We start from the raw sequence: 21,825 nt of genomic DNA, 5'->3' as shown, positions 1-21,825 counted from the left end.
TTCATGCGTATGTTCAAAAAAGCGCTCACTTTTGATGATGTCTTATTGGTACCTGCCTACTCTAATGTATTACCACGAGACACCACCCTCAAGACTCAACTCACACGCAATATCTCTCTTAATATCCCCCTTGTGTCGGCAGCCATGGACACGGTGACCGAATCACGCCTGGCCATTGCCATGGCACAAGAAGGCGGTATTGGTATCATTCACAAAAACATGTCGGCCGATGCTCAAGCCAAGGAAGTACTCAAGGTCAAACGCCATGAGTTTGGTATTGTGGTCGATCCTGTCACGCTCGATCCCTCCATGAAGGTGCGCGACGCGGTCAAACTCCAAAAAGAAAACGGTATCTCTGGCCTACCAGTGGTCGAAAATGGCAAGGTCGTGGGCATTGTCACCAACCGTGACGTGCGTTTTGAGGATCGTTTAGATCTACAAATTCGCGAGATCATGACCCCGCGCGAGCGCCTGATTACCATGCTCGAAGGCGGCACCCTCGAAGAAGCCCAAGCCCTGATGCATAAGCACCGTCTCGAGCGTGTGCTGATTGTCAATGAGAATTTCGAGTTACGCGGCCTGGCCACGGTCAAAGATATCCTCAAAAACACCGAGCACCCCTATGCTTGCAAGGATTCCTTTGGGCAATTACGCGTCGGCGCTGCGGTGGGTGTCGGTGCTGGTACCGAAGAGCGCGTCGCCAAACTCGCGGCCGCAGGTGTCGATGTGATTATTGTGGATACCGCTCATGGCCACTCCCAAGGCGTTCTAGACCGTATTACCTGGATCAAACAAAACTATCCAAAAATCGAAGTCATCGGTGGCAATATCGCTACGGGTGAAGCCGCCAAAGCCTTGGTACAAGCTGGCGCGGACGGCGTCAAAGTGGGTATTGGCCCAGGATCCATTTGTACCACACGTGTCGTGGCTGGGGTTGGCGTACCGCAAATCACCGCGATTTCTGACGTAGCCGAAGCCCTTGAAGGCACTGGCGTCCCCTTAATTGCGGACGGTGGTATTCGCTATTCAGGTGACATCTCCAAAGCCTTAGTGGCCGGAGCTTATACCTGCATGATGGGCGGTATGTTTGCCGGCACTGAAGAATCTCCTGGCGAAGTGGTGTTATTCCAAGGCCGTTCTTACAAATCCTATCGTGGTATGGGCAGTGTTGGTGCTATGGAGCAGGGCTCTGCCGATCGCTATTTCCAAGACCCAAGTAGCAACGCCGACAAACTCGTCCCCGAGGGCATCGAAGGCCGCGTCCCTTACAAAGGCAGCGTCTTAGCGATTATTTACCAGTTAATTGGTGGGATTCGTGCCTCCATGGGCTATTGTGGTTGCCAAACCATCCAAGAGATGCGTAGCAAGCCACAATTTGTCCAAATTTCTAATGCCGGCATCAAAGAATCCCACGTTCATGACGTGCAAATTACCAAAGAAGCGCCAAACTATCGCGCCGACTAATTGTTGAGCAATCGTATTACAAAGGTTTTTAGTTATGCATCAAAAAATCCTGATCTTGGATTTTGGTTCTCAAGTCACGCAATTAATTGCACGACGCGTGCGTGAAGCGGGTGTGTTTTGTGAAATCCATCCCGGTGACGTGGATAATGACTTTATCCACCAAGAGTATGCGCAGCATGGCCTCAAGGGGATTATTTTGTCAGGCAGCCATTCCTCTGCCTACGATGAGGCCTCCATCAAAATCGCCGATGCCGTCTTCCAAATCGGCGTGCCCGTCTTAGGGATTTGCTATGGTATGCAAGCCATGGCGCAGCAACTGGGCGGGCAAGTGAGCTGGTCGGCTAAGCGCGAGTTTGGTCAAGCCAAGGTGAAACTGCAAGGCGTCTCGGCCTTGCTCAACACCTTACAGGACTACACCGATAGCAATGGTAATCCAGGACTCGATGTCCTAATGAGCCATGGTGACAAGGTCACGCAAGTCCCCGAAGGCTTTAATGTCATCGCCACCAATCCGTCTTGTCCTATTGCGGCCATGGCTGATGAGGAGCGACGCTTTTATGGGGTGCAATTCCACCCAGAGGTCACCCACACGAAATCTGGCGCGCAACTCTTACAACGCTTTGTCTTAGATATTTGTGGCTGTCGTGCCGACTGGAATATGCCCGACTATGCCTCCGAGGCTATCGCCCATATCAAAGCCCAAGTCGGCGATGATCAAGTCATCCTCGCGCTCTCAGGCGGAGTCGATTCTTCCGTGGCAGCGGTGCTCATTAGTCGCGCCATCGGTGATCAATTGACGTGTGTGTTTGTCGATCATGGCCTATTACGCCACAACGAAGCGCAACGCGTGATGGATGTGCTGAACCAACATTTAGGCGTTAATATTATTCATGTCGATGCGACCGAGCAGTTTATGAGTAAACTCGAGGGTGTTACTGATCCCGAGCAAAAACGCAAAATCATCGGCAAAGAATTCATTGAAATCTTCCAGGCTGAAGCCGCCAAATTGCCTAAGGCCAAATGGTTGGCACAAGGCACCATCTATCCTGATGTGGTGGAATCGGCCGCCAGCAAGTTTGGTAAGAGTGTGGCCATTAAGTCACACCATAATGTCGGTGGCTTGCCCGATACGTTGCAATTGCAATTGCTTGAACCCTTGCGCGAACTCTTTAAAGACGAGGTTCGTCAGCTGGGTGTGGCGCTTGGCTTGCCCGCTCCGATGGTCTATCGTCATCCATTCCCTGGTCCAGGCTTGGGCGTGCGTATTCTCGGCGCCGTCAAGAAAGAATTCGCCGATTTGCTACGTCTTGCCGACGATATCTTTATCCAAGAATTACGTAACCACACCGATCCAGAAACGGGTAAAAATTGGTACGACTTAACCAGCCAAGCCTTTGCGGTCTTTTTACCCGTCAAATCCGTCGGTGTCATGGGCGATGGTCGTACCTACGATTATGTGGTGGCCTTACGCGCGGTGCAAACCAGCGACTTTATGACCGCCAGCTGGGCGCCATTGCCTTATGATTTATTAGCCACCGTGTCCTCACGCATTATTAATGAGGTCAAAGGCATTAACCGCGTGGTTTACGACGTCTCTGGTAAACCGCCGGCAACGATTGAGTGGGAGTAAGCTGGTCTGAGAGTGATACATCTGTATTGAGCCACTGCTCCAAGTGGCTCAAGTGCCTCCAGATGTATGTCTCAAATATCCACTGTAAATCTACACAAAAGCCCGCCCCGCGGGCTTTTTAAACAAATCCTCTAAAGGCTTGAAACGTCCATTAAAAACGAATTACTGATAATGCTAGTAGTTATCAATACTAGTACCAAAAATATGTAAACAAATCGCTGTAAAATCGGGTCGATTTAGCACCATAAAAAGTAGCCGTCATGCGCCAAGCTGACATTACAAAACACCCAATTAAACAAGGCTTCACGCACTTAATATCAGCAATATTTGCAAATACTCGATATTGTTTTACTTATATCAAATCTTAAAACGTAAAAACTTATTACAATACTAGTACTGGGTCTGTTCTGGACCGTATCTTGCATAGCCTGTGCAGTTTTTGGAGTTCTTATGGGTAAAGCATCGACCACTATTAAGCATCATGATCATCCGTCTACTGATAAACCGGTAGCAGAGTGGAAGCGCTTTCTACTCATGGGCTTTATTGTCCTACCGATTGTAAGCCTGTTGCTAATCTGTGCCTACGGTTTTATTGTTTGGTTTGGTCAAATGCTCATTTGGGGACCTCCGGGACCCTAAAGGTCTCGTCTATTTAGGCGCTAGCACAACTCTGGCAAATCGCCATCTTCCTCTGAGTTAGTCGCTAGTTCAATTCTTATTTAAGCGCTCCTTATTGACTTATTTGTCAATCAATCTTATGCAGAGACTAGCGAAAGGCTAGGGGTGAGTGCTATCTCAACGGTTTTTACACAACACAACCATAGGTACAACGTCTATGCGCTCTCTATTTCGTGGTATTAAGCGATTCTTCGCTTGGATTTATGACTGGTTTACCCGTCCCGCCGCTCGTATTGGCTTGGGCATCCTAGTGACTGGCGGCTTTATCGCTGGGGTGGGCTTTTGGGCCTTATTTAACACCGGTATGAACTACACCAATACCGAAGAATTCTGTGTCTCCTGTCACACCATGCGTGACAATCTGTTGCCCGAATTACAAAAAACGATTCACTGGAAAAACCGTACGGGGGTACGCGCCCGCTGTATGGATTGCCACGTGCCGCATAACTTCACTGACAAAGTCGCGCGCAAAATGCAAGCCTCTCGTGAGGTGCTTAGCCATGTGGTCGGTACCATTGGTACCCGCGAAAAATTCCTGCAACATCGTATTGTCTTAGCGCAGCGTGAATGGGCGCGCTTTAAGGCCAATAACTCCAAGGAATGTCGCAGCTGCCATGACTACAAGAGCATGGATTTTGACAAAATGCGTGTCACCTCACAAATGATGATGCGCAGCGCTGCCGAACGCAACGCCAGCTGTGTCGATTGTCACCGTGGCATTGCCCACCAATTGCCAGAGATCAAAGGCGCGGGCAATCCTGCCTTTGCTTCCCTGTTGTCTGAAGCCAGCCATGTCAGTGTCAAACCGGGTAATGACTATGTCTCCGTTTCGCCACAAGCGATTTACGCCGACAAAGAATTGAGCAAAAAAATCGGTTCGATTGAGGTCACCACGCCCGTTAAATTGCTTGAGGCAACCGATAGTGCCTACCACGTTGAATTGGAATTATGGCGCAAAAACAAAGGCTTAGCACGGGTTTGGTATAACACTTTTGGGATGAATGTGACCAATGCCATTCTCAATCGTGATATCGATAAAAACGCGGATTTTATTGATGTGGTTGAATCCAAAGAAGACGATATGACCGGTCTAGAATGGCAAAAAGTCAAAGCGACGGTCTGGATCGAACCAGGTCATTTACTCAATAGCGTTGAACCGATTTGGGATATTGCCCGTCATAGCTATGAGAGTTCTTGTAGTGTTTGCCACCGTCAACCGCAAACCACGTCGCATACCGCTAACCAATGGCCTGGCCTTTTTGCGGGTATGGTCGGGTTTACCAATATGGATGATGAAACGGCCAAAGTGGTCCTTAAATATTTACAACTGAATTCATCCGATTTTTCTAATAACAGTGCCACAGAGATTGAGAAATCTGTGCAAACAGCACGTCCTTGATCTTAGAGAGTCAGTTTATGCAGACACGTCGTCAATTTCTAAAAAATTTAGCCGCCTCTGCGGCGGCCACCTTGGTTCCAAGTTATGTCTTGGGCTCATCGATTGTCCAAGCGCAAGAGCAGGGCGCCGCGGCCGCGCCTAGCGGTCCTGGTCGCTGGTTAATGTCGGGTGCACACTGGGGCGCCTTTAGAGCGCACGTGGTCGGTGACCGTGTGGTAGAGATCAAACCATTTGAATTTGATAAGCATCCAACGCCGATTTTGGATGGTACGCTGGATGTTATTTATAGTGCATCACGCGTGCGTTACCCTATGGTGCGTCTCGATTGGTATCGCAAACGCCAAGACAGCGATCGCTCACAACGAGGGGATAACCGCTTTATCCGCGTCAGTTGGGACGAGGCCTTGGACCTTGTGTATGATGAGCTCGAACGCATCCAAAACGACTACGGTCCATGGGCCTTACATATTGGTAATGTGGGCTGGCGCTCAGTCGGTCAAGTGCATAGTTGTGGTAATCATATGTTGCGCGCCATGGGCATGCATGGGCATGGCGTCGGTACGGCCGGTGACTACTCAACAGGTGCCGGTCAAGTGATTATGCCCTATGTCCTAGGGTCCACCGAGGTCTATTCGCAAGGCACCTCATGGGACATTATCCTCAAAGAAACCGAGACCTTGATTTTCTGGGCCAATGATGCCGTCAAAAACCTCCAAGTCGGTTGGAACACCGAGACCCACGAGGCCTTTGCCTATCTAGAAAAACTCAAACAACGCGTTGCTGAGGGTAAGATTAAGGTCATCACGATTGACCCTGTCAAAACCAAAACCCAGAACTTCTTGGGCTGTGATCATATTTATGTCAATCCATTGACCGATGTGGCCTTTATGTTGGCTTTGGCACACACCCTGTATACCGAGAAGCTCTATGATCAGAAATTCATCGACACCTATGCCATTGGTTTTGAGGATTTTACGCCGTATTTAATGGGTAAAACCCTTGATAAGGTAGAAAAAACGCCAGAATGGGCCGAAAAAATCTGCGGTGTCAAAGCTGATGATATCCGTGCCTTGGCGCGTCTCATGGCCAAAGGCCGCACGCAACTCATGTTTGGTTGGGCCATTCAACGTCAGCAACACGGTGAGCAACCGTACTGGATGGGCGCCATCTTGGCCACGATGTTAGGGCAAATTGGCCTGCCAGGTGGCGGCATTAGTTATTCGCACCACTATAGTTCAGTGGGTGTGAATTCCACGGGAGCCTCTATGCCCGGCAGTTTCCCGCTTAACCTCGATACGGGCCGTACACCAAAACATAACAATACCGACTATAAAGGCTACAGCTCTGTCGTGCCGGTCTCGCGGGTGATTGATGCCTTGCTCAATCCTGGCCAAAAAATCAAATACAACGGCTCTGAAGTCACCTTGCCACCTTACAAAATGGCTGTCTTTTCTGGGTGTAATCAATGGCATCGCCAACAAGATCGCAACCGCATGAAACGGGCTTATTTACAGCTCGAAACTGTAGTGACGGTTGATTATAACTGGACCGCGACCTGCCGTTTTGCGGATATTGTCTTGCCAGCGTGTACGCCATACGAACGCAATGACATCGATGCTTACGGTTCTTACTCTAACCGTGGCATTATTGCCATGCATAAATTAGTCGATCCGCTCTATCACTCGCGCTCTGATTTTGAAATTTGGCGGGATTTTGCGCGTCGCATGAATCGCGACATTGAGTACTGCCGCAATATGAATGAGATGCAGTGGGTTCGTCACCTTTACGAAGAATGTCGTTCAGAAAACGCTGGCAAAGAAATCGAAATGCCACCGTTTGATGAATTCTGGAAAAAAGGCTACGTGCTCTTCCCAGATGGTGACAATTGGGTGCGCCATGCCGATTTCCGCGAAGATCCTGAGGTCAACGCCTTAGGCACGCCATCTGGTTATATTGAAATTTATAGTCGTCGTATCGCCAGTTTTGGTTATGAGGATTGTCCAGGTCATCCGATTTGGATGGAAAAAACGGAACGCTCACATGGCGGTCCGGGCTCAGATAAACACCCGTTATGGTTACAATCCGTGCACCCAGATACTCGTTTGCACTCACAAACGAACGAGTCTGAACACCGCCGTGCGGTCTATACCGTGCAAGGTCGGGAGCCGATTTATATGGGCCCTGAAGATGCTAAAAGCCGTGGTCTGAAATCCGGCGATTTGGTGCGCGTGTTCAATGATCGCGGTCAGTTGTTGGCAGGGTTAGTGGTCTCTGATAATTTCCCTAAAGGCGTGGTGCGCATTCAAGAGGGCGCGTGGTATGGTCCGACAGGCCCTGAAATCGGTGCACTGGATACCTATGGCGATCCGAATACCTTGACCATCGATGTCGGTACCTCGCAATTGGCGCAGGGTCCTAGTCCGAATACTTGCCTAGTAGAGGTCGAGCTATTCCGCGGTCCGGTGCCACCGGTTACGTCTTTTGGGGGCCCGACCGAGGTCGATATTCGCGGCAATGTCGTGCGTAAACCCGCCGTCTCGGCACCCGCCAAAGCCTCATAGCGCTTTGAACCTCGCTTGATCATAGATTGAATAGGCACAAGACCCGAGGCTTGTCTTGTGCCATACTGATAGCGTCTTCTTCTTAGCATAAATAGTTATGGATCCACAATTACAGCAACATTGGCAGCAAATTAATCAGCAACGAGCCGCTTTTTATGGTTGGTTTGCAGGCGTTTTTGCCCGCGAACTGTCCAAAGACGCCTTTGCTTTTTATCGTACAGGGGGCGCGAACGCCTTATTGGCTGTGCTGAAGTCACTCGGTTTTGCCGAACAAGCGGAGCAATTGCAAGCGTTTAGCGCCAATCTGCAAGGCACGGAGGACGAAAGAGTGCATTTAATGGCCGATTTTGCTTCTTGTTTTTTGTTAGACAAAAAACAGTCAGCCTTGCCCTATGCGTCTTTTTATTTGGATCAAAACCATCAGTTGTATGGCGATACCAGTGCGCGCATGCGCCAATTCTTGCAGGGCAATCAGCTGCAATTGCATCCTGATTTTAAGGAACCGGCAGATCATCTCGCTGTCTATTTGGCCGTGATGGCAGACTGGTGCCAGCAGGTGGCAACGCTTGATCAACCCCTGGACATTAAGTGCCAGACTGAGCAACAGTATGAATTTTTAGCGCAAGCACTCTTGCCATGGTTGCCCGCTTGGGTGGCGCGTCTAGAGGCGGTACCGAATCTTAGCTATCGCTTTTATCCTGCCATGGGGCGCTTATTGCTTAACTATATTCGCAGCGACGCCCATAGTTTGCAGGGCGAAGAGGGTGAAGAGAGTGCTCAGGCCACTGCTAGCGCGGCTACAGCGAATACTGCCAAGACCGCCCAGACTGCCAAGGCTGACAACACCTCTGCAGATGGTCAACAAACCCAGACACGAGACGAGGTCCAAGCCCCGGCTCATCCTGACACTGCATCGCGCACGTCAAGCCGCCCCCAATCCCAGCCAGGTGAGTCATAATTTGGTCTTATCCGCACAGCATCTTGGCTTAAGCCGTCGTGATCGTTGTTTATTTTCTGACCTAAGTGTTGAGATCAAACCCTCTCAGCTCTGGCATTTGCATGGTGCCAATGGTAGTGGCAAGAGTTCGCTACTGGATGTGTTAAGCGGGCTCTGTCAAAGTCATCAAGGGCAAGTGATTTGGTATGATGCCGAGCAACAGCCGCTGACGCCTGCTCAAGCCGCGCAACGCGGTTTATTCCATTACTGTCGCCAACAAAACGCCGTCAATCCGCAACTCAGTGTGCGTGACAATATACAACGTCAAGCCCTCTGGGCGCGGGCACCGTATCGCCAAGAGGCTTTACAAGCCTGGGCACAAGAAGTGGGCTTAGCACTTTTTTTAGATGAGCCTGCTGGTATGCTCTCGCAGGGGCAACAAAAGCAAGTGGCGCTGGCGCGTTTGCGTTTATTCCCGGCACGCCGCTTATGGTTATTGGATGAACCCTTTAACTCCCTGGATCAGGTCGCCGTGCAGCGCTTAGAAGCCTGGATCGAAGCGTATGTAGCGGCGCAAGGCGCCGTGATTATTGTCAGTCACACTGAACCTTGTGTGCATTTATCTGTCCAACGCTTAGGCCTAGATAGGCCAACGGCTGTGGTTGACCTTAGCAGGAGTCTTTAAATCATGAGCGTATTGCTGGCCTTGACAGGTCGTGAAGTGCAACTCATGCTAAAAAACCGCACTGCGATTTATCGAGCGGTGTTTTTCTTGGTCATGGTGGCCGCTTTATTTCCGATCGCGATCAGTGCGGATCCTGTTTTTTTACAAAAAATAGGCTTGGGCGTGCTGATGATTGCGGCTTTATTAGCCAATTTACTGTCCTTGTCCTTATTATTTGAGGACGATTTTGCTGACGGTAGCTTAGCGCAAATGCTGATGTCGCCCCTGGACGCGCTGTATTTAATTTATAGCAAAATGCTGGCGCACTTTATCTGCGTGGGCTTGCCTTTATTGTTGGCGGCGCTGCTCGTTGCCTTGCAATACCATTTTGCGGCGCTAAAGATCCTGCGACTTTTGCCCTTGTTGCTGCTGTTTTCGTTGGTGCTCACAGCCGTGGCCACCTTGGCGGCCGCCCTGACGGTAGGCTTGGCACAAAGCTTACTCGCGGCCTTATTGTATTTACCGCTTTGTGTGCCTGCTTTGATTTTTGCGACAGGTTCACTGCAAGAAAATTATGTCATTGATGTGCAATTATTGCTGGCGCTGGCAATTTTGTCATGGTTCTTTTTACCTTGGGCCGCGCGTTTTGCCATCAAAACCACTTATGAGTAGAGCATGTCTATAAAACCAGTGCCGCCGACGGCGCCCAAAGCTCAGCGCTGGCGGCGTTTTGCGAGTCCCATGTATTTTCAGGGGATAGCCCAAAAAATATCGACCCTGGCCTTGTGTCTTGCTATGGTCTTGGCCTTGATCGCTTGCGTTTATGGCTTGTGGTGGGCACCCATCGATGCGGTCCAAGGCCATAGCTATCGCATTATGTTTTTGCATGTGCCTTGTAGTTGGGTAGCCATGATTATTTATGTGGCGATGGCGTTTTGGTCGGTGATTTATATAGTTTGGCGGACCCAGACCTCGATTCTGATGGTGCGCGCCATGGTGCCGACGGGCACCATGATTTGTGCGCTTTCATTGCTGACGGGGGCGATTTGGGGTAAACCCACTTGGGGTACTTATTGGGTGTGGGATGCGCGACTCACTTCCATGCTCTTACTGCTGTTTTTATACCTAGGGCTAATGGCCTTATTACAAAGCATTCGCAGTGAGGCCAGAGCTAATTTAGTAGCTGCATTATGGTCGATTGTCGGTGTCTTTAATGTGCCGATTATTTATTTTTCGGTGCGTTGGTGGAATACCCTACACCAAGGTGCCAGTATCAGTGTGAGTAGGGGGATTAGTATTCATTCTGATATGTTGCATGCGCTCGTTTTGATGAGCCTGGCGCTCTGGGCCTATGCCATTGCCATGATTCTCAAGCGTGCGCGCTTATTAGTCCTCAACAAATACGCCCATACCGCTTGGGCGCAAGCGCTCGTACTCAATAGCAAGGAATAATCATGCAGTGGCCATCCTTCAGGGATTTTTTAAGTATGTCAGGGCAGGGCGTGTACGTCTGGTCAGCTTTTTTCCTGTGCCTCATTTGTGTGGTGATCGAGGGGCTGAGCCTGACTTTTTTTAAGAAAAAAACGCAGCAACGCTTGCGTCGGATCCGACAATTGTCCGCAAAAAAGGCGAATCATTTATGACAAAACGACAAAAACGCTGGCTTTGGCTCTTGGCTTTGCTAGTGGTCATCGGCACCTGTAGCGCCCTCGTGGTCAATGCCTTGCGCCAAAATATGGTGTTTTTTCATACGCCTAGCGATGTGCGTAACCAGGCCGTGGCGCGTCATCAAGCCATGCGCGTCGGTGGACTCGTGGCTAGAGGCTCTTTGCATAAGCACCATGGCTCGGTGCGCATTGAATTTGACTTGATCGATGATAAAGCCGCCATTCCTGTGGTCTATGAAGGCCTACTGCCCGATCTTTTTGGTGAAGGGCAGGGTGCGGTACTAGAGGGCCAATGGGATGGCGAACGCTTTATCGCCAATCGCGTCTTTGCCAAACATGATGAGAACTACATGCCGCCCGAAGTGGCCAAAGCCGCCACTGAAATGCATAATAAATACACGCATGGCGCCGTGCCCCTGACTGAAGAAGACAAAACCATCCACCCTGAAGAAGTGAAAAAGGCGCAACCATGATTTTTGTGAATTTAGGCAGTTTTGCGCTCTTATTGGGAATTTTGTTAGCGGCGTTTATGACCGTCTGCGCCCTGTATGCGGCGCAACAGCGAGTGCACCTAATGGCCCTCGTCAAGCTTGGTACGACCGTCACTAACCTTTGTGTCTTGTTAGCCTTTGTGTGCCTGCTCAGTCTGTTGTTGAACGACCAATTCTATGTCCGCTATGTAGCACAGAATTCTAATAGTCATCTGCCCTTATTTTATAAATTTGCCGCTGCCTGGGGCGGTCACGAAGGCTCTCTACTATTTTGGTCCTTATTGCTCGCGCTGTGTAATCAAGTCTTTTTGTGGTGGTCGGCCAGGCTCGAGCAGCCTATGGCCCTCAATGCCTTGGCGGTCATCAACGCCATTATGGCGGGCATTCTGCTATTTATTTTTACGGGCTCCAGTCCCTTTGAGCTCTTACCCAATGCCGTGCCCGAAGGCGCGGATCTTAATCCTTTATTGCAGGATATTGGGCTAATCGTCCACCCGCCGCTGCTGTATCTGGGCTACGTGGGCACGACACCGGTGTTTGCTCTGTCGATGGCGGCCTTAATCACTGGCACAGCCGATAGAGCCTGGGCGCGTCACTGCCGTCCCTGGGCTTTAGGCGCTTGGGGCTGTTTGTCACTCGGTATTTTGATTGGCAGTATGTGGGCGTATTATGAGCTCGGCTGGGGCAGCTGGTGGTTTTGGGATCCCGTAGAAAACGCCTCGCTCATGCCATGGTTTTGTCTCACCGCGCTCATCCATTGCTTACTGGTCGCAGAAAAACGCCAAGTCTTTCGCCATTGGACCCTATTGCTAAGCATTGCAGCCTTTGCTTTTTCCTTGTTAGGCACGTTCTTAGTGCGCTCGGGAGTGCTCACCTCGGTGCATGCCTTTGCCAGCGATGCCACCCGCGGTGTGTTTATCTTGGCCTTTTTATTTGTGGTGATTGGTCTAGCCCTTAGTCTGTATGCCTGGCGCGCGCCCAAATTACAAAAAAACGCCCAGGGGTTTGCACTGTTTTCTCGGGAATCATTTTTGTTACTCAATAACGTGCTCTTGGTGGTCGCTTGCGTCACCGTGTTAGTGGGCACCTTATTTCCACTCTTTACCGAAGCCTTTAATATCGGCCAGTTTTCCGTGGGCGCGCCGTATTTTGAATCGGTCTTGGCGCCTTTGTTTCTAATCCTCTTATTGCTATTACCCTTTGGTTTATTTGCCCGCTGGAAGTTTGACACCGTCACCCGCATGCGCAAGGATCTTCTCGTGCCGTTGCTACCGGCTCTCGTGGTGGGTCTACTCTTGCCATTGTGTTGGAGCGATGTGGCTGATTATTCGCTCTGGATAGCGCTCGGCTTTAGCGCGGCGCTTTGGTTGGCCTTAACCAGTCTTTACCAAGTGCTTGACCGCATGCGACGGCAACATCAGGCCATCTGGCGCTTGCCGAGATCTTTTTTGGGCATGTGTTTAGGGCATTTTGGCTTAGCTGTGTTTATCATCGGTGCACTCGCGGCCAATAACTATGGCCAGGAATACAATCGCGTGATTTATCCACAACAAACCCTAAACATTGGTGGTTATGAGGTCAACTTTAAGCACTTAGAAGGCAAACGCGGCGCTAATTATCAAGGCCTGATTGGTCATTTTGTCTTGAGTAAAAACGGTCGTCAGCTGGCTTACTTACGTCCCGAAAAGCGCCAATACTTCTCGGGGGGTGAACCGACTACCGAGACCGATTTAAGTCGCGGCTTACTTCGGGATCTCTATATGAGTATGGGCGAAATGCAGGGGGACGACTTTGCCAAAAGCCCTTGGACCGTGCGCTTATATGACAAACCATTGATGAATTGGGTCTGGGCAGGTTTTATCATGATGGCCTTAGCGGCCTTATTGTCTTGGCGCGGTATTAAACGCACACCAGCGCCGACCACCTCTACCACCAAAAAAGGAACGCCCCATGCTTAAACGTTTTTGGCCCTTATTGGTCTTACTGGGCTTGATGCTATTGTTAGGCTTTGGACTGACGCGTACCCAACAACCGCTACAATCTGCCCTGATCGGCAAAGCCATGCCGGCGTTTACCTTACCGAACCTCAAACAGAAGCAACAAGTGCTCGATCAGTCCTTATTTAAGGGCCAGGTGCATGTCCTCAATGTCTGGGCTTCATGGTGTCAAGCCTGCCTCGCCGAGCATGAGATTTTTGTGAGTCAACGCTTGCCTGCCGATGTCAGACTGGTAGGGCTCAATTATAAGGATCAACCGAGTGCGGCGCTCATGTGGTTAAGTGACAGGGGCGACCCTTATGACCTGATTGTCGAAGATCAGCAAGGGCGCTTGGGCTTTGAACTCGGGGTGTATGGCGTGCCCGAGACCTATGTCATTAATGCACAAGGCATTATTACTTATCGTCATGTCGGTGCTTTTGATCAAGCGGCCTGGCAGCAAGAACTGATGCCCGCCATTAAAAAAGCCTTGGCGCAACAACCGTAGCCGTAAAGGATTATCGCTATGTCTATCACCACACGATCTACTCACTGGCGCTGGCTAGGCTTACGCGTTATGTGGCTGAGCCTGTGCTTGGGTTTTATGCTGTTTAATGCAGCGCAGGCGCAAATCCAAAGTCCTCTGCCGCCATTGACACCCGCCCAAGAAAAACGTCATCAAGCCCTTGCCAAAAGCCTGCGCTGCTTAGTCTGTCAAAACCAATCGGTGGCCGATTCAGCGGCCGGTCTGGCCGATGATATTAAGGCGCAGTTACGCGTGTTAATCAGCCAAGGCCAAAGTGATGAGCAAATCATCCAATACATGGTTGATCGTTACGGGGAATTTATTAATTACAAACCGCCGCTCAGTGGCAAAACTCTTGTGCTGTGGCTAGGACCAGCACTGCTATTAATACTAATGCTAGTGTTATTGTGGCGCGCCATCCGCCGCCAAAGCCATGGCCTCAGTATGAAGGATTCGGAGTCCGCAGAAGAATGAATAGTTCCTATTGGTTAATCAGTGGCGTGGTGCTCGCGCTACTCGTCTGTATTTTTGTGTATTTACGCCTACGTCCTAAGGATCAGGGCAAGCGCTGGTATCTGGGTTTATTAGTCATCCCTGTGATTGCGGGTGCTCTATTTTATTTTTTAGTACTCAAAGACCAGGCCAACCCAGCGGCGACCTTTGATCGTAATGGTAATGTTGAGCAATTTGTCGATGCCGTCGGTCAACTCGAAAAACGTCTAGAAACCAATCCCAAGGATTATCAAGGTCAACTCATGCTCGCCCATAGCTATCGTGCCATGGGACGCTATCAAGATGCGGTAGTACGTTTTGGCCGAGCCTGGCCGATTATTGAAAAAGACCCCAATAACCTAGCCTTATTCGCGGGTTCATTGGCTATTTTTAGGGGCAGTTTTGAGGGCAAACCCATGGAACTGGTCAAACAAGCACTTGCTCTTGATAGTCATAATCCCGATGCCCTCATGCTACTGGGCGGCGCTGAGTTCCAACAAAAACATTACGACAAAGCTATCCAGGCTTGGCAAGATCTCATTCAACATGCCTCCTTGCAAGAGGAAGATCAGCAATGGATTGAGCAACAAATCGCCGAAGCCCAGCTCGCCTTAAACGACCCTAAGGCCTATCAAGAACGCTTGCAACAACGTGAGCAAGAGATGCTAGGGGAGGGGGATGCGCATGCGCATGCTGAAGGTCGCGAGGGTTTATTGCCATCGCTGCCTACTGACAATACGCCCGCACAGCATGCGCCGTCGGCAACGCCGCCTGGACATGAGGGCTTTATGATGGAGGGGGAGAAGTAGGAGGGGATGCTCTGTATTCCTCTATAAAACGTTTAGAGGTAAGGGTTAATAACTATGTAGTGACCATCGCTGTTACCAGCGAGGCTTCTGAATATTCTTGATGACAAAAGTCCATAACGGCAAGCTAAGAAATTTTTTCAGCCGAGAAAACCCCAAAATCATCCTACAATCCTCCTATAATATATAAGTGGGTCAATAGCAAAAAAACTTAGCAAAAACTTAGCAAAAAAATCGACAACGATAAGCTAAACAATCGTCACCGAACGATTGACAACTCCAAGAATAAGCCTGCTATTGACCGCTAGGCTAAATCGTTTACTCTTACATACACAAAAAAGGACAATATACATGACAGCTGCTGAACAACGTGCTGAATTACACCGCCAAATCTGGAGCATTGCTGACGATGTCAGAGGCTCTATCGATGGATGGGACTTTAAACAATACATCTTAGGCGTATTGTTTTATCGCTATATCAGTGAGGATTTAGCAAATTATATGGGCGGTGGCAATCAGCAACTCTTTGAAAACGCCCACGATGAAGACTTTAGTTCAGAGCAAATAGAGGGCATTATCAATGCCAAGGGCTTTTTTATTTATCCGAGCCAATTATTTGCGAATGTCGTCAAAAACGCCGAGAGCAATGAGAATCTTAATACGGATTTAAACGATATTTTTAGATCGATTGAGAACTCTGCCGTGGGTCATGATTCTGAAGGTGACCTCAGAGGTCTATTTGCTGATTTCAGCACCTCCAATGAGCGCTTGGGTAATAGCGTAAAAGAGCGTAATAAGCGCTTGGCCGCGATTCTTAAAGGCATTGCCGAATTGAATTTTAATAATTTTGAGCGCAGTCAGATTGATGTCTTCGGCGATGCCTACGAGTTTTTGATCTCTAATTATGCGGCCAATGCGGGTAAATCGGGCGGTGAGTACTTTACCCCTCAACAGGTATCTAAACTCGTGGCCAAACTTGCCACCCAAGCCCAACATAACAATCTCGATATCAAGAAGATTTATGACCCGGCTTGTGGTTCAGGCTCGCTGCTATTGCAAGCCAAAAAATTACTGGGTCAAAATGCCTATGATCTGCATTATTACGGTCAAGAGATTAATTACACGACCTATAATCTGGCGCGTATGAATATGTTCTTGCATGGCATTAATTACAATCAATTTACCATCGAGTACGGTGATACCTTATTGGATTCAAAATTCCCAGATTCGAAATTCGATGCCATTGTCTCTAATCCGCCTTATTCAGTGAAATGGGTCGGTAGCGATGATCCGACCTTAATTAATGACCCGCGTTTTGCGCCAGCGGGTGTGCTAGCGCCCAAAGGCAATGCCGATTTTGCCTTTGTCTTAGATGCCTTGCACCATTTGAATAGCCAAGGTCGCGCCGCGATTGTCTGCTTCCCGGGGGTTTTCTATCGGGGTGGCGCCGAGCGAAAAATCCGTCAATATTTAATTGATAGTAATTATGTAGAAGCGGTGATTGCCATGGCGCCCAATCTATTTTTTGGCACCACTATTGCCGTCAATATTTTGGTGTTGGCCAAAAATAAAGCCGATAATCGCACGCAGTTTATTGATGCCAGTGAGCTCTTTGACAAACAAACCAAAAATAACTACCTCAGTGATGAGCATATTGAGCAGATCATGAACGCCGTGCGCGATAAGCAAGAAATCGAGCACTTCTCTACCTTAGTGTCACACGAAGCGATCGAAGAAAATGACTATAACCTCGCAGTCAGTCAATATTTAGAAGCGAGAAATACTTGCGAAGACATTGATATTGTTATGCTCAATGCCGAACTCAAAGCCACCGTCGAACAAATCGAACACCTTCGCAAACGTATCGACAAAGTTGTTTCTAAAATTGAAGGTCAATAGTCATCGCATGAGTGAGTTAACGTATTTAGAGAAGTTATTGGATGGGGCAGAGGTGGAGTGGCTGCCTTTGGGGGATGTGGCTAACTTAAGACGTGGAAGAGTTTTGTCTAAAACTTATATAGTTGATAATGCAGGGATTTATCCCGTTTATAGCTCACAAACAGCAAAAGAGGGACAGATTGGAGCCATTAATACTTATGATTTTGATGGTGAATATGTGAGTTGGACAACAGACGGCGCTAACGCTGGAACTGTTTTTTATCGAACAGGTAAGTTTTCAATTACTAATGTTTGTGGATTAATAGAAGCTGATGAAAAAATACCCTTAACTTATAAATATTTATATTATTGGTTAACCACTGAGGCAAAGAAACATGTGTATAGGGGGATGGGCAATCCTAAATTAATGAGTCATCAAGTCAATAAAATCCTTATCCCCATCCCATGCCCCAACAACCCCAAAAAATCCCTGGCCATCCAAGCCGAAATCGTCCATATCCTTGATAGCTTCACCTCGCTCACCGCTGCGCTCACCGCTGCGCTCAAGGCCCGTACCCAACAATACCATTACTACCGTGATCAGTTGTTGACGTTTGAGGAGGGAAAACGTAGTGAGTATTTAGAGAAGTTATTGGATGGGGCAGAGGTGGAGTGGCTGCCTTTGGGGGATTTGACTAAGTATGAGCAACCAACGAAATACATAGTTAAGTCAACGGATTACGATGATAGTTATGAAACGCCCGTATTGACAGCTGGAAAAACTTTTATTCTAGGCTATACGGCTGAAAATTTTGGTATTAATAAAGCCTCTCAAGAACCAGTAATTATTTTTGATGACTTTACGACAGCAAATAAGTGGGTTGATTTTGATTTCAAAGTTAAGTCATCAGCCATGAAAATTATTCGGTCCTCTAACGAGGATCGATATCCGTTAAAATATATATATTATTGGTTAAATACTCAACCAAGTAGCTTGGTTGAAGGCGATCACAAGCGGCAGTGGATAAGTGTTTACTCCAAAAAACTTATCCCCATCCCATGCCCCAACAACCCCAAAAAATCCCTGGCCATCCAAGCCGAAATCGTTGAAATCCTCGACCAATTCGACACCTTAGCGACCTCCATCACTAAAGGTTTGCCTCGCGAAATCAAATTGCGTCAGCAACAATACGAATATTATCGGAATTTATTACTGGATTTTCCAAAACCGTAAACCCTTAACGGCGAAGCTTTGACTTGCAAAGCTTCGCCGTAACATTTATAACAAAAGCTTAGCTCAGAAAAACTACCCCACAGATCTGTCTACATTAACGCTATGCCAAACCCAATCGCCAATCATCAGGGCACTATTGCCCAACTCGATCACTGCACCGTGGTCAATCAGTTTAACTTCCAAAGGCCGGAACCACGCTCGCTGACTTATCAATCTGAAGCCCAGCTAGAACAAACCCTCATCGAGGATTTACAACGCCAAGGCTATGAGTTACTCAGTGGTATCAAGAACCGTAAGGACTTATTACAAAACGCTCGCCACCAGATTCAAGACCTCAATAAATGCGTCTTTTCTGAAAGTGAGTGGCAGCGCTTTAAGGAGAATTACTTACTCAAAAACGGTGAGGATAAGCGCAATAAAACCCGTAAAATCCAAGAAGATGACATCTACGAATTAGAGATGGATGATCACACGCATAAAAATATTTATTTAGTCGATAAGCGCGTCTTGGCAAATAACAAACTCCAAGTGATCCAGCAGTATAAAGATGGCCCCGAAGCTAAGAACCGCTATGATGTCAGCATCCTCGTCAATGGCCTGCCCTTAGTGCACATCGAACTCAAAAAACGCGGCATCCCCATTCGTGAGGCGTTTAATCAAGTCGTCCGTTATGGCAAAGAAAGTCTCAGCGACGCTCACAGCCTGTATCAGTTTGTGCAGCTATTTGTCATCTCTAACGGCACCGATACCCGCTATTTTGCAAATACCGTCAAACGCGAGCAAAACACCTTTAACTTTGCCATGCATTGGGCCGATGCCCATAATACCCTCATCAAAGATCTTAAGTATTTCACCGAGTCGTTTTTTGAGAAACTCAGCCTCCTGAAGGTGCTGTTTTGGTTTTCTATTTTTGATAGTACTGACAATTTACTCATTATGCGCCCCTATCAAATTGCCGCGACTGAGCAAATTTTGCACAAAATTAGAGCCTCTTACAATGCCAGGATTCATAGTCAGCCGGAGGCAGGGGGCTATATCTGGCATGCCACCGGTTCAGGCAAAACCCTCACCAGTTTTAAGGTCGCGCGTTCGGCCACCCAGTTGCCTTTTATTGATAAAGTCATGTTTGTGGTTGACCGTAAGGATTTGGACTATCAGACCATTAAGGAGTACCAAAAGTTTGATTATGACAGTGTCAAGGGTTCCGAAAATACCGAAGCGCTAAGACGCAATCTGCTCGATAGCAGCAAACGAATCGTCGTCACCACTTTACAAAAACTCAATAATCTTCTCAAACGTGAAGAGGCGCTTGATGTCTACAAGAAAAGGGTGGTGATTATTTTTGATGAATGCCATCGCAGTCAATTCGGTGAAGCCCAAAAAAACATCAAAAAACGCTTTAAGTGCTTTTATCAATTTGGCTTTACGGGGACGCCTATTTTTGAGGAGAACGCCTTATATGGTCACACCACGGCCAGCGTTTTTGGCGGGTGTTTGCATTCTTATTTGATTACTGATGCCATTCGCGATGGTAAAGTACTGCCTTTTAAGGTGGACTACAACGCGGTACGCCCACATTTTAGGGAAATTGAATCTGAGCAGGATGAAGAAATTCTTAAGCGTGCCGAAACAAAAGAGTATCTCTTAAATCCCAATCGCATCCAAGAGATTTCGCAGTATGTGCTGGATAACTTTCGGATTAAGACCCATCGTTTGCAAGTCAATGCGCCACGCTTTAATGCCATGTTTGCCGTCAGTAGTGTCGAAGCGGCCAAGCTATATTATGAGCAACTCAATGCCTTGCAAGTCGGCAGTAAGAACCCCCTGAAAATCGCCACCATCTTCTCTTATGCCCCCAATGAAGCGCAAGACGCTATCGGTGATATCAGCGATGAGAGTTTTAATGTCAACGCCATGAATAGCACGGCTAAGGAATTTTTGGCTAAAGCCATTAATGACTACAATGCCATGTTCAACACGAGCTTTGCGGTGGATGGCCAGAGTTTTCAGAATTATTATCGGGATCTGTCGCAACGCGTCAAAAACAAAGACGTTGATTTATTAATTGTGGTCGGCATGTTCTTGACGGGCTTTGATGCGCCGTCGCTCAATACCTTATTTGTCGATAAGAACCTACGCTATCACGGCTTATTGCAAGCGTTTTCGCGCACCAATCGGATTTACGATAGAACCAAGCCCTTTGGTAATATTGTATGTTTTAGGGATTTAGAGCAAGCCGCTCGCGAGGCATTACAACTCTTTGGCCAAGTCCAGGATCTAAGCGCAGACAGTACCCGTATTGCCTTTATCAAAACCTTTAGGGAATATACAGAAGGGGTGATTGACCCCGAGACGGGTGCCAAAACGCGCGGTCTTAAGGACGTGGTGGCGGATTTACGTCAGCGTTTCCCTGAACCCGCACAACTCAGTTCTGAAAAGGACAAAAAAGCCTTCGTCAAATTATTTGGTGAGTATTTGCGTCTGACGAATGATTTGCAAAATTTTGACGAATATACCGCGCTCCAAAAATTGCAGCAAGTGGCGCCTGATGATGTGGCGGCGCATCAGCAAATTCAACATGAGTTTGGCCTGAGTGATGAGCAGTTTTCGTATTTACAGAGTATTGATTTGCCAAGTGAGCGTGAAATTCAAGATGCCTTATCCGCTTACACAGATATTCGTGACTGGTTAAACACTTACAAAGATGACGATTCGACGCCAGAGACACCGATAGATTGGAACGACGTTGAATTTGAAATTGAGCTCCTGAAAACGCTGGAAATTAATGTTGACTACATCATGGAATTGATCTTTCAGCGTCAACAAGAATACAAAGCGCTGGGTATGCAAGAGGCCAGTGCCAAAGAAGCAACGATCGATGAAGCTCGACGATTGGTCAAAAGCAGTCCTCGCTACAAGTACAAAGAGCCGCTTATTGTCGAGTTTATTAATCAGCATCAACTGACCACGATTAAAGATCCGGATCAAATGCGCCAACTCTATGATTCCTATGAGACAGAGGAGGCCAAAAAAGAAATGGCCATGCTCATCGAGTCTGATAATCTTAATGCTGAGGCCGTCATGAAATATATCAAGAAATCATTGCAACAGGATCAGGCCGACAATAAGGGTCAATGGCTGGATGAGTGTATGAAAGATAAAGCCATACCACTAGACCCCGACTATACTAAAAAACGCGAGGGTCTACGTGCGAAAATTCAACGTTTTGTCGATAAATACCGTGGCATCCGCTTCTAGGTTTTTGCTTGATCTGATAAAGGCTGAAGTGACTGTAAGTGAGTCTTAATGACTGTTTTTATGGCTAATATTCATCAACTTACCTATATCTTCGTTCATTAGTTGCTAAAGCCTTTAATTTCAGTAAAATAAAAATATTCGTGATATCGCAACGCTCATTATTT

At 48.0% G+C, this 21,825-nt stretch carries 18 protein-coding genes; all 18 read left to right on the top strand.

The window, feature by feature from the left end; all coding sequences use genetic code 11:
• Positions 1-3: 3 nt before the first annotated feature.
• The 18 genes from guaB (at position 4) to Q335_RS0108245 (ending at position 21,661) form a co-directional block, all read left to right on the top strand.
• Positions 4-1,464, top strand: a complete 1,461-nt coding sequence (gene guaB / locus Q335_RS0108330; RefSeq protein WP_028358225.1) for an IMP dehydrogenase — start codon at positions 4-6, stop codon at positions 1,462-1,464.
• A gap of 34 nt (positions 1,465-1,498) precedes the next feature.
• The gene (guaA, locus tag Q335_RS0108325) at positions 1,499-3,094 is read left to right on the top strand and encodes a glutamine-hydrolyzing GMP synthase (RefSeq protein WP_028358224.1); all 1,596 of its coding nucleotides are present in this window, start codon (positions 1,499-1,501) and stop codon (positions 3,092-3,094) included.
• Positions 3,095-3,544: 450 nt separating this feature from the next.
• Complete coding sequence (locus Q335_RS09865; RefSeq protein ID WP_038369686.1) at positions 3,545-3,733, top strand: periplasmic nitrate reductase, NapE protein; 189 nt, start codon at positions 3,545-3,547, stop codon at positions 3,731-3,733.
• A 196-nt stretch (positions 3,734-3,929) separates the two neighbouring features.
• Entirely contained in the window at positions 3,930-5,171 is a 1,242-nt protein-coding gene (gene torC, locus Q335_RS0108315; protein WP_028358223.1) for a pentaheme c-type cytochrome TorC, read from the top strand.
• A 17-nt stretch (positions 5,172-5,188) separates the two neighbouring features.
• Positions 5,189-7,732: a trimethylamine-N-oxide reductase TorA gene (gene torA, locus Q335_RS0108310; RefSeq protein ID WP_028358222.1), complete on the top strand. Its 2,544-nt coding sequence runs from the start codon at positions 5,189-5,191 to the stop codon at positions 7,730-7,732.
• Between the two features lie 97 nt (positions 7,733-7,829).
• Positions 7,830-8,690, top strand: a complete 861-nt coding sequence (gene torD, locus Q335_RS09860; protein ID WP_084493596.1) for a molecular chaperone TorD — start codon at positions 7,830-7,832, stop codon at positions 8,688-8,690.
• Positions 8,680-9,354, top strand: a complete 675-nt coding sequence (ccmA, locus tag Q335_RS09855; RefSeq protein ID WP_245588300.1) for a heme ABC exporter ATP-binding protein CcmA — start codon at positions 8,680-8,682, stop codon at positions 9,352-9,354. The genes torD and ccmA overlap by 11 nt, the downstream gene beginning before the upstream one ends.
• A gap of 3 nt (positions 9,355-9,357) precedes the next feature.
• On the top strand, positions 9,358-10,005 hold the full coding sequence (locus tag Q335_RS0108295; protein ID WP_051532414.1) for a heme exporter protein CcmB: 648 nt from the start codon (positions 9,358-9,360) through the stop codon (positions 10,003-10,005).
• Between the two features lie 3 nt (positions 10,006-10,008).
• A complete protein-coding gene (gene ccmC / locus Q335_RS0108290; RefSeq protein WP_028358220.1) occupies positions 10,009-10,785 on the top strand; it encodes a heme ABC transporter permease CcmC in 777 nt (258 codons plus the stop codon).
• 2 nt (positions 10,786-10,787) lie between these two features.
• Complete coding sequence (locus Q335_RS0108285; RefSeq protein ID WP_028358219.1) at positions 10,788-10,976, top strand: heme exporter protein CcmD; 189 nt, start codon at positions 10,788-10,790, stop codon at positions 10,974-10,976.
• Positions 10,973-11,473: a cytochrome c maturation protein CcmE gene (gene ccmE, locus Q335_RS0108280; RefSeq protein WP_028358218.1), complete on the top strand. Its 501-nt coding sequence runs from the start codon at positions 10,973-10,975 to the stop codon at positions 11,471-11,473. The genes Q335_RS0108285 and ccmE overlap by 4 nt, the downstream gene beginning before the upstream one ends.
• Complete coding sequence (locus Q335_RS0108275) at positions 11,470-13,449, top strand: heme lyase CcmF/NrfE family subunit (protein ID WP_028358217.1); 1,980 nt, start codon at positions 11,470-11,472, stop codon at positions 13,447-13,449. Before ccmE ends, Q335_RS0108275 begins: the two co-directional genes overlap by 4 nt.
• On the top strand, positions 13,442-13,975 hold the full coding sequence (locus tag Q335_RS0108270) for a DsbE family thiol:disulfide interchange protein (RefSeq protein WP_028358216.1): 534 nt from the start codon (positions 13,442-13,444) through the stop codon (positions 13,973-13,975). The genes Q335_RS0108275 and Q335_RS0108270 overlap by 8 nt, the downstream gene beginning before the upstream one ends.
• Positions 13,976-13,993: 18 nt before the next feature.
• Positions 13,994-14,467 carry a cytochrome c-type biogenesis protein gene (locus Q335_RS0108265; protein ID WP_051532413.1) on the top strand — a complete coding sequence of 158 codons (474 nt, stop codon included), beginning with the start codon at positions 13,994-13,996 and terminating at the stop codon, positions 14,465-14,467.
• The gene (locus Q335_RS09850; RefSeq protein ID WP_084493594.1) at positions 14,464-15,294 is read left to right on the top strand and encodes a tetratricopeptide repeat protein; all 831 of its coding nucleotides are present in this window, start codon (positions 14,464-14,466) and stop codon (positions 15,292-15,294) included. Before Q335_RS0108265 ends, Q335_RS09850 begins: the two co-directional genes overlap by 4 nt.
• Positions 15,295-15,642: 348 nt before the next feature.
• Positions 15,643-17,190, top strand: coding sequence for a type I restriction-modification system subunit M (locus tag Q335_RS0108255; protein ID WP_028358214.1), 1,548 nt, complete (start codon positions 15,643-15,645; stop codon positions 17,188-17,190).
• A 7-nt stretch (positions 17,191-17,197) separates the two neighbouring features.
• Entirely contained in the window at positions 17,198-18,403 is a 1,206-nt protein-coding gene (locus Q335_RS0108250; protein WP_028358213.1) for a restriction endonuclease subunit S, read from the top strand.
• Positions 18,404-18,505: 102 nt separating this feature from the next.
• Positions 18,506-21,661: a type I restriction endonuclease subunit R gene (locus tag Q335_RS0108245; protein ID WP_038369684.1), complete on the top strand. Its 3,156-nt coding sequence runs from the start codon at positions 18,506-18,508 to the stop codon at positions 21,659-21,661.
• Positions 21,662-21,825: the final 164 nt, after the last annotated feature.

Source organism: Brackiella oedipodis DSM 13743 (assembly GCF_000621025.1).
Lineage (GTDB): Bacteria > Pseudomonadota > Gammaproteobacteria > Burkholderiales > Burkholderiaceae_B > Oligella > Oligella oedipodis.
The sequence above is the reverse complement of the archived record's forward strand: the minus strand, read 5'-3'. Positions and strand labels throughout refer to the sequence as shown.

Excerpts from the sequence above, each read along its gene's own strand:
- guaB (WP_028358225.1), top strand. The coding sequence starts at position 4 with ATGCGTATGTTCAAAAAAGCGCTCACTTTTGATGATGTCTTATTGGTA.
- guaA (WP_028358224.1), top strand. The coding sequence starts at position 1,499 with ATGCATCAAAAAATCCTGATCTTGGATTTTGGTTCTCAAGTCACGCAA.
- Q335_RS09865 (WP_038369686.1), top strand. The coding sequence starts at position 3,545 with ATGGGTAAAGCATCGACCACTATTAAGCATCATGATCATCCGTCTACT.
- torC (WP_028358223.1), top strand. The coding sequence starts at position 3,930 with ATGCGCTCTCTATTTCGTGGTATTAAGCGATTCTTCGCTTGGATTTAT.
- torA (WP_028358222.1), top strand. The coding sequence starts at position 5,189 with ATGCAGACACGTCGTCAATTTCTAAAAAATTTAGCCGCCTCTGCGGCG.
- torD (WP_084493596.1), top strand. The coding sequence starts at position 7,830 with ATGGATCCACAATTACAGCAACATTGGCAGCAAATTAATCAGCAACGA.
- Q335_RS0108295 (WP_051532414.1), top strand. The coding sequence starts at position 9,358 with ATGAGCGTATTGCTGGCCTTGACAGGTCGTGAAGTGCAACTCATGCTA.
- ccmC (WP_028358220.1), top strand. The coding sequence starts at position 10,009 with ATGTCTATAAAACCAGTGCCGCCGACGGCGCCCAAAGCTCAGCGCTGG.
- Q335_RS0108285 (WP_028358219.1), top strand. The coding sequence starts at position 10,788 with ATGCAGTGGCCATCCTTCAGGGATTTTTTAAGTATGTCAGGGCAGGGC.
- ccmE (WP_028358218.1), top strand. The coding sequence starts at position 10,973 with ATGACAAAACGACAAAAACGCTGGCTTTGGCTCTTGGCTTTGCTAGTG.
- Q335_RS0108275 (WP_028358217.1), top strand. The coding sequence starts at position 11,470 with ATGATTTTTGTGAATTTAGGCAGTTTTGCGCTCTTATTGGGAATTTTG.
- Q335_RS0108270 (WP_028358216.1), top strand. The coding sequence starts at position 13,442 with ATGCTTAAACGTTTTTGGCCCTTATTGGTCTTACTGGGCTTGATGCTA.
- Q335_RS0108265 (WP_051532413.1), top strand. The coding sequence starts at position 13,994 with ATGTCTATCACCACACGATCTACTCACTGGCGCTGGCTAGGCTTACGC.
- Q335_RS09850 (WP_084493594.1), top strand. The coding sequence starts at position 14,464 with ATGAATAGTTCCTATTGGTTAATCAGTGGCGTGGTGCTCGCGCTACTC.
- Q335_RS0108255 (WP_028358214.1), top strand. The coding sequence starts at position 15,643 with ATGACAGCTGCTGAACAACGTGCTGAATTACACCGCCAAATCTGGAGC.
- Q335_RS0108250 (WP_028358213.1), top strand. The coding sequence starts at position 17,198 with ATGAGTGAGTTAACGTATTTAGAGAAGTTATTGGATGGGGCAGAGGTG.
- Q335_RS0108245 (WP_038369684.1), top strand. The coding sequence starts at position 18,506 with ATGCCAAACCCAATCGCCAATCATCAGGGCACTATTGCCCAACTCGAT.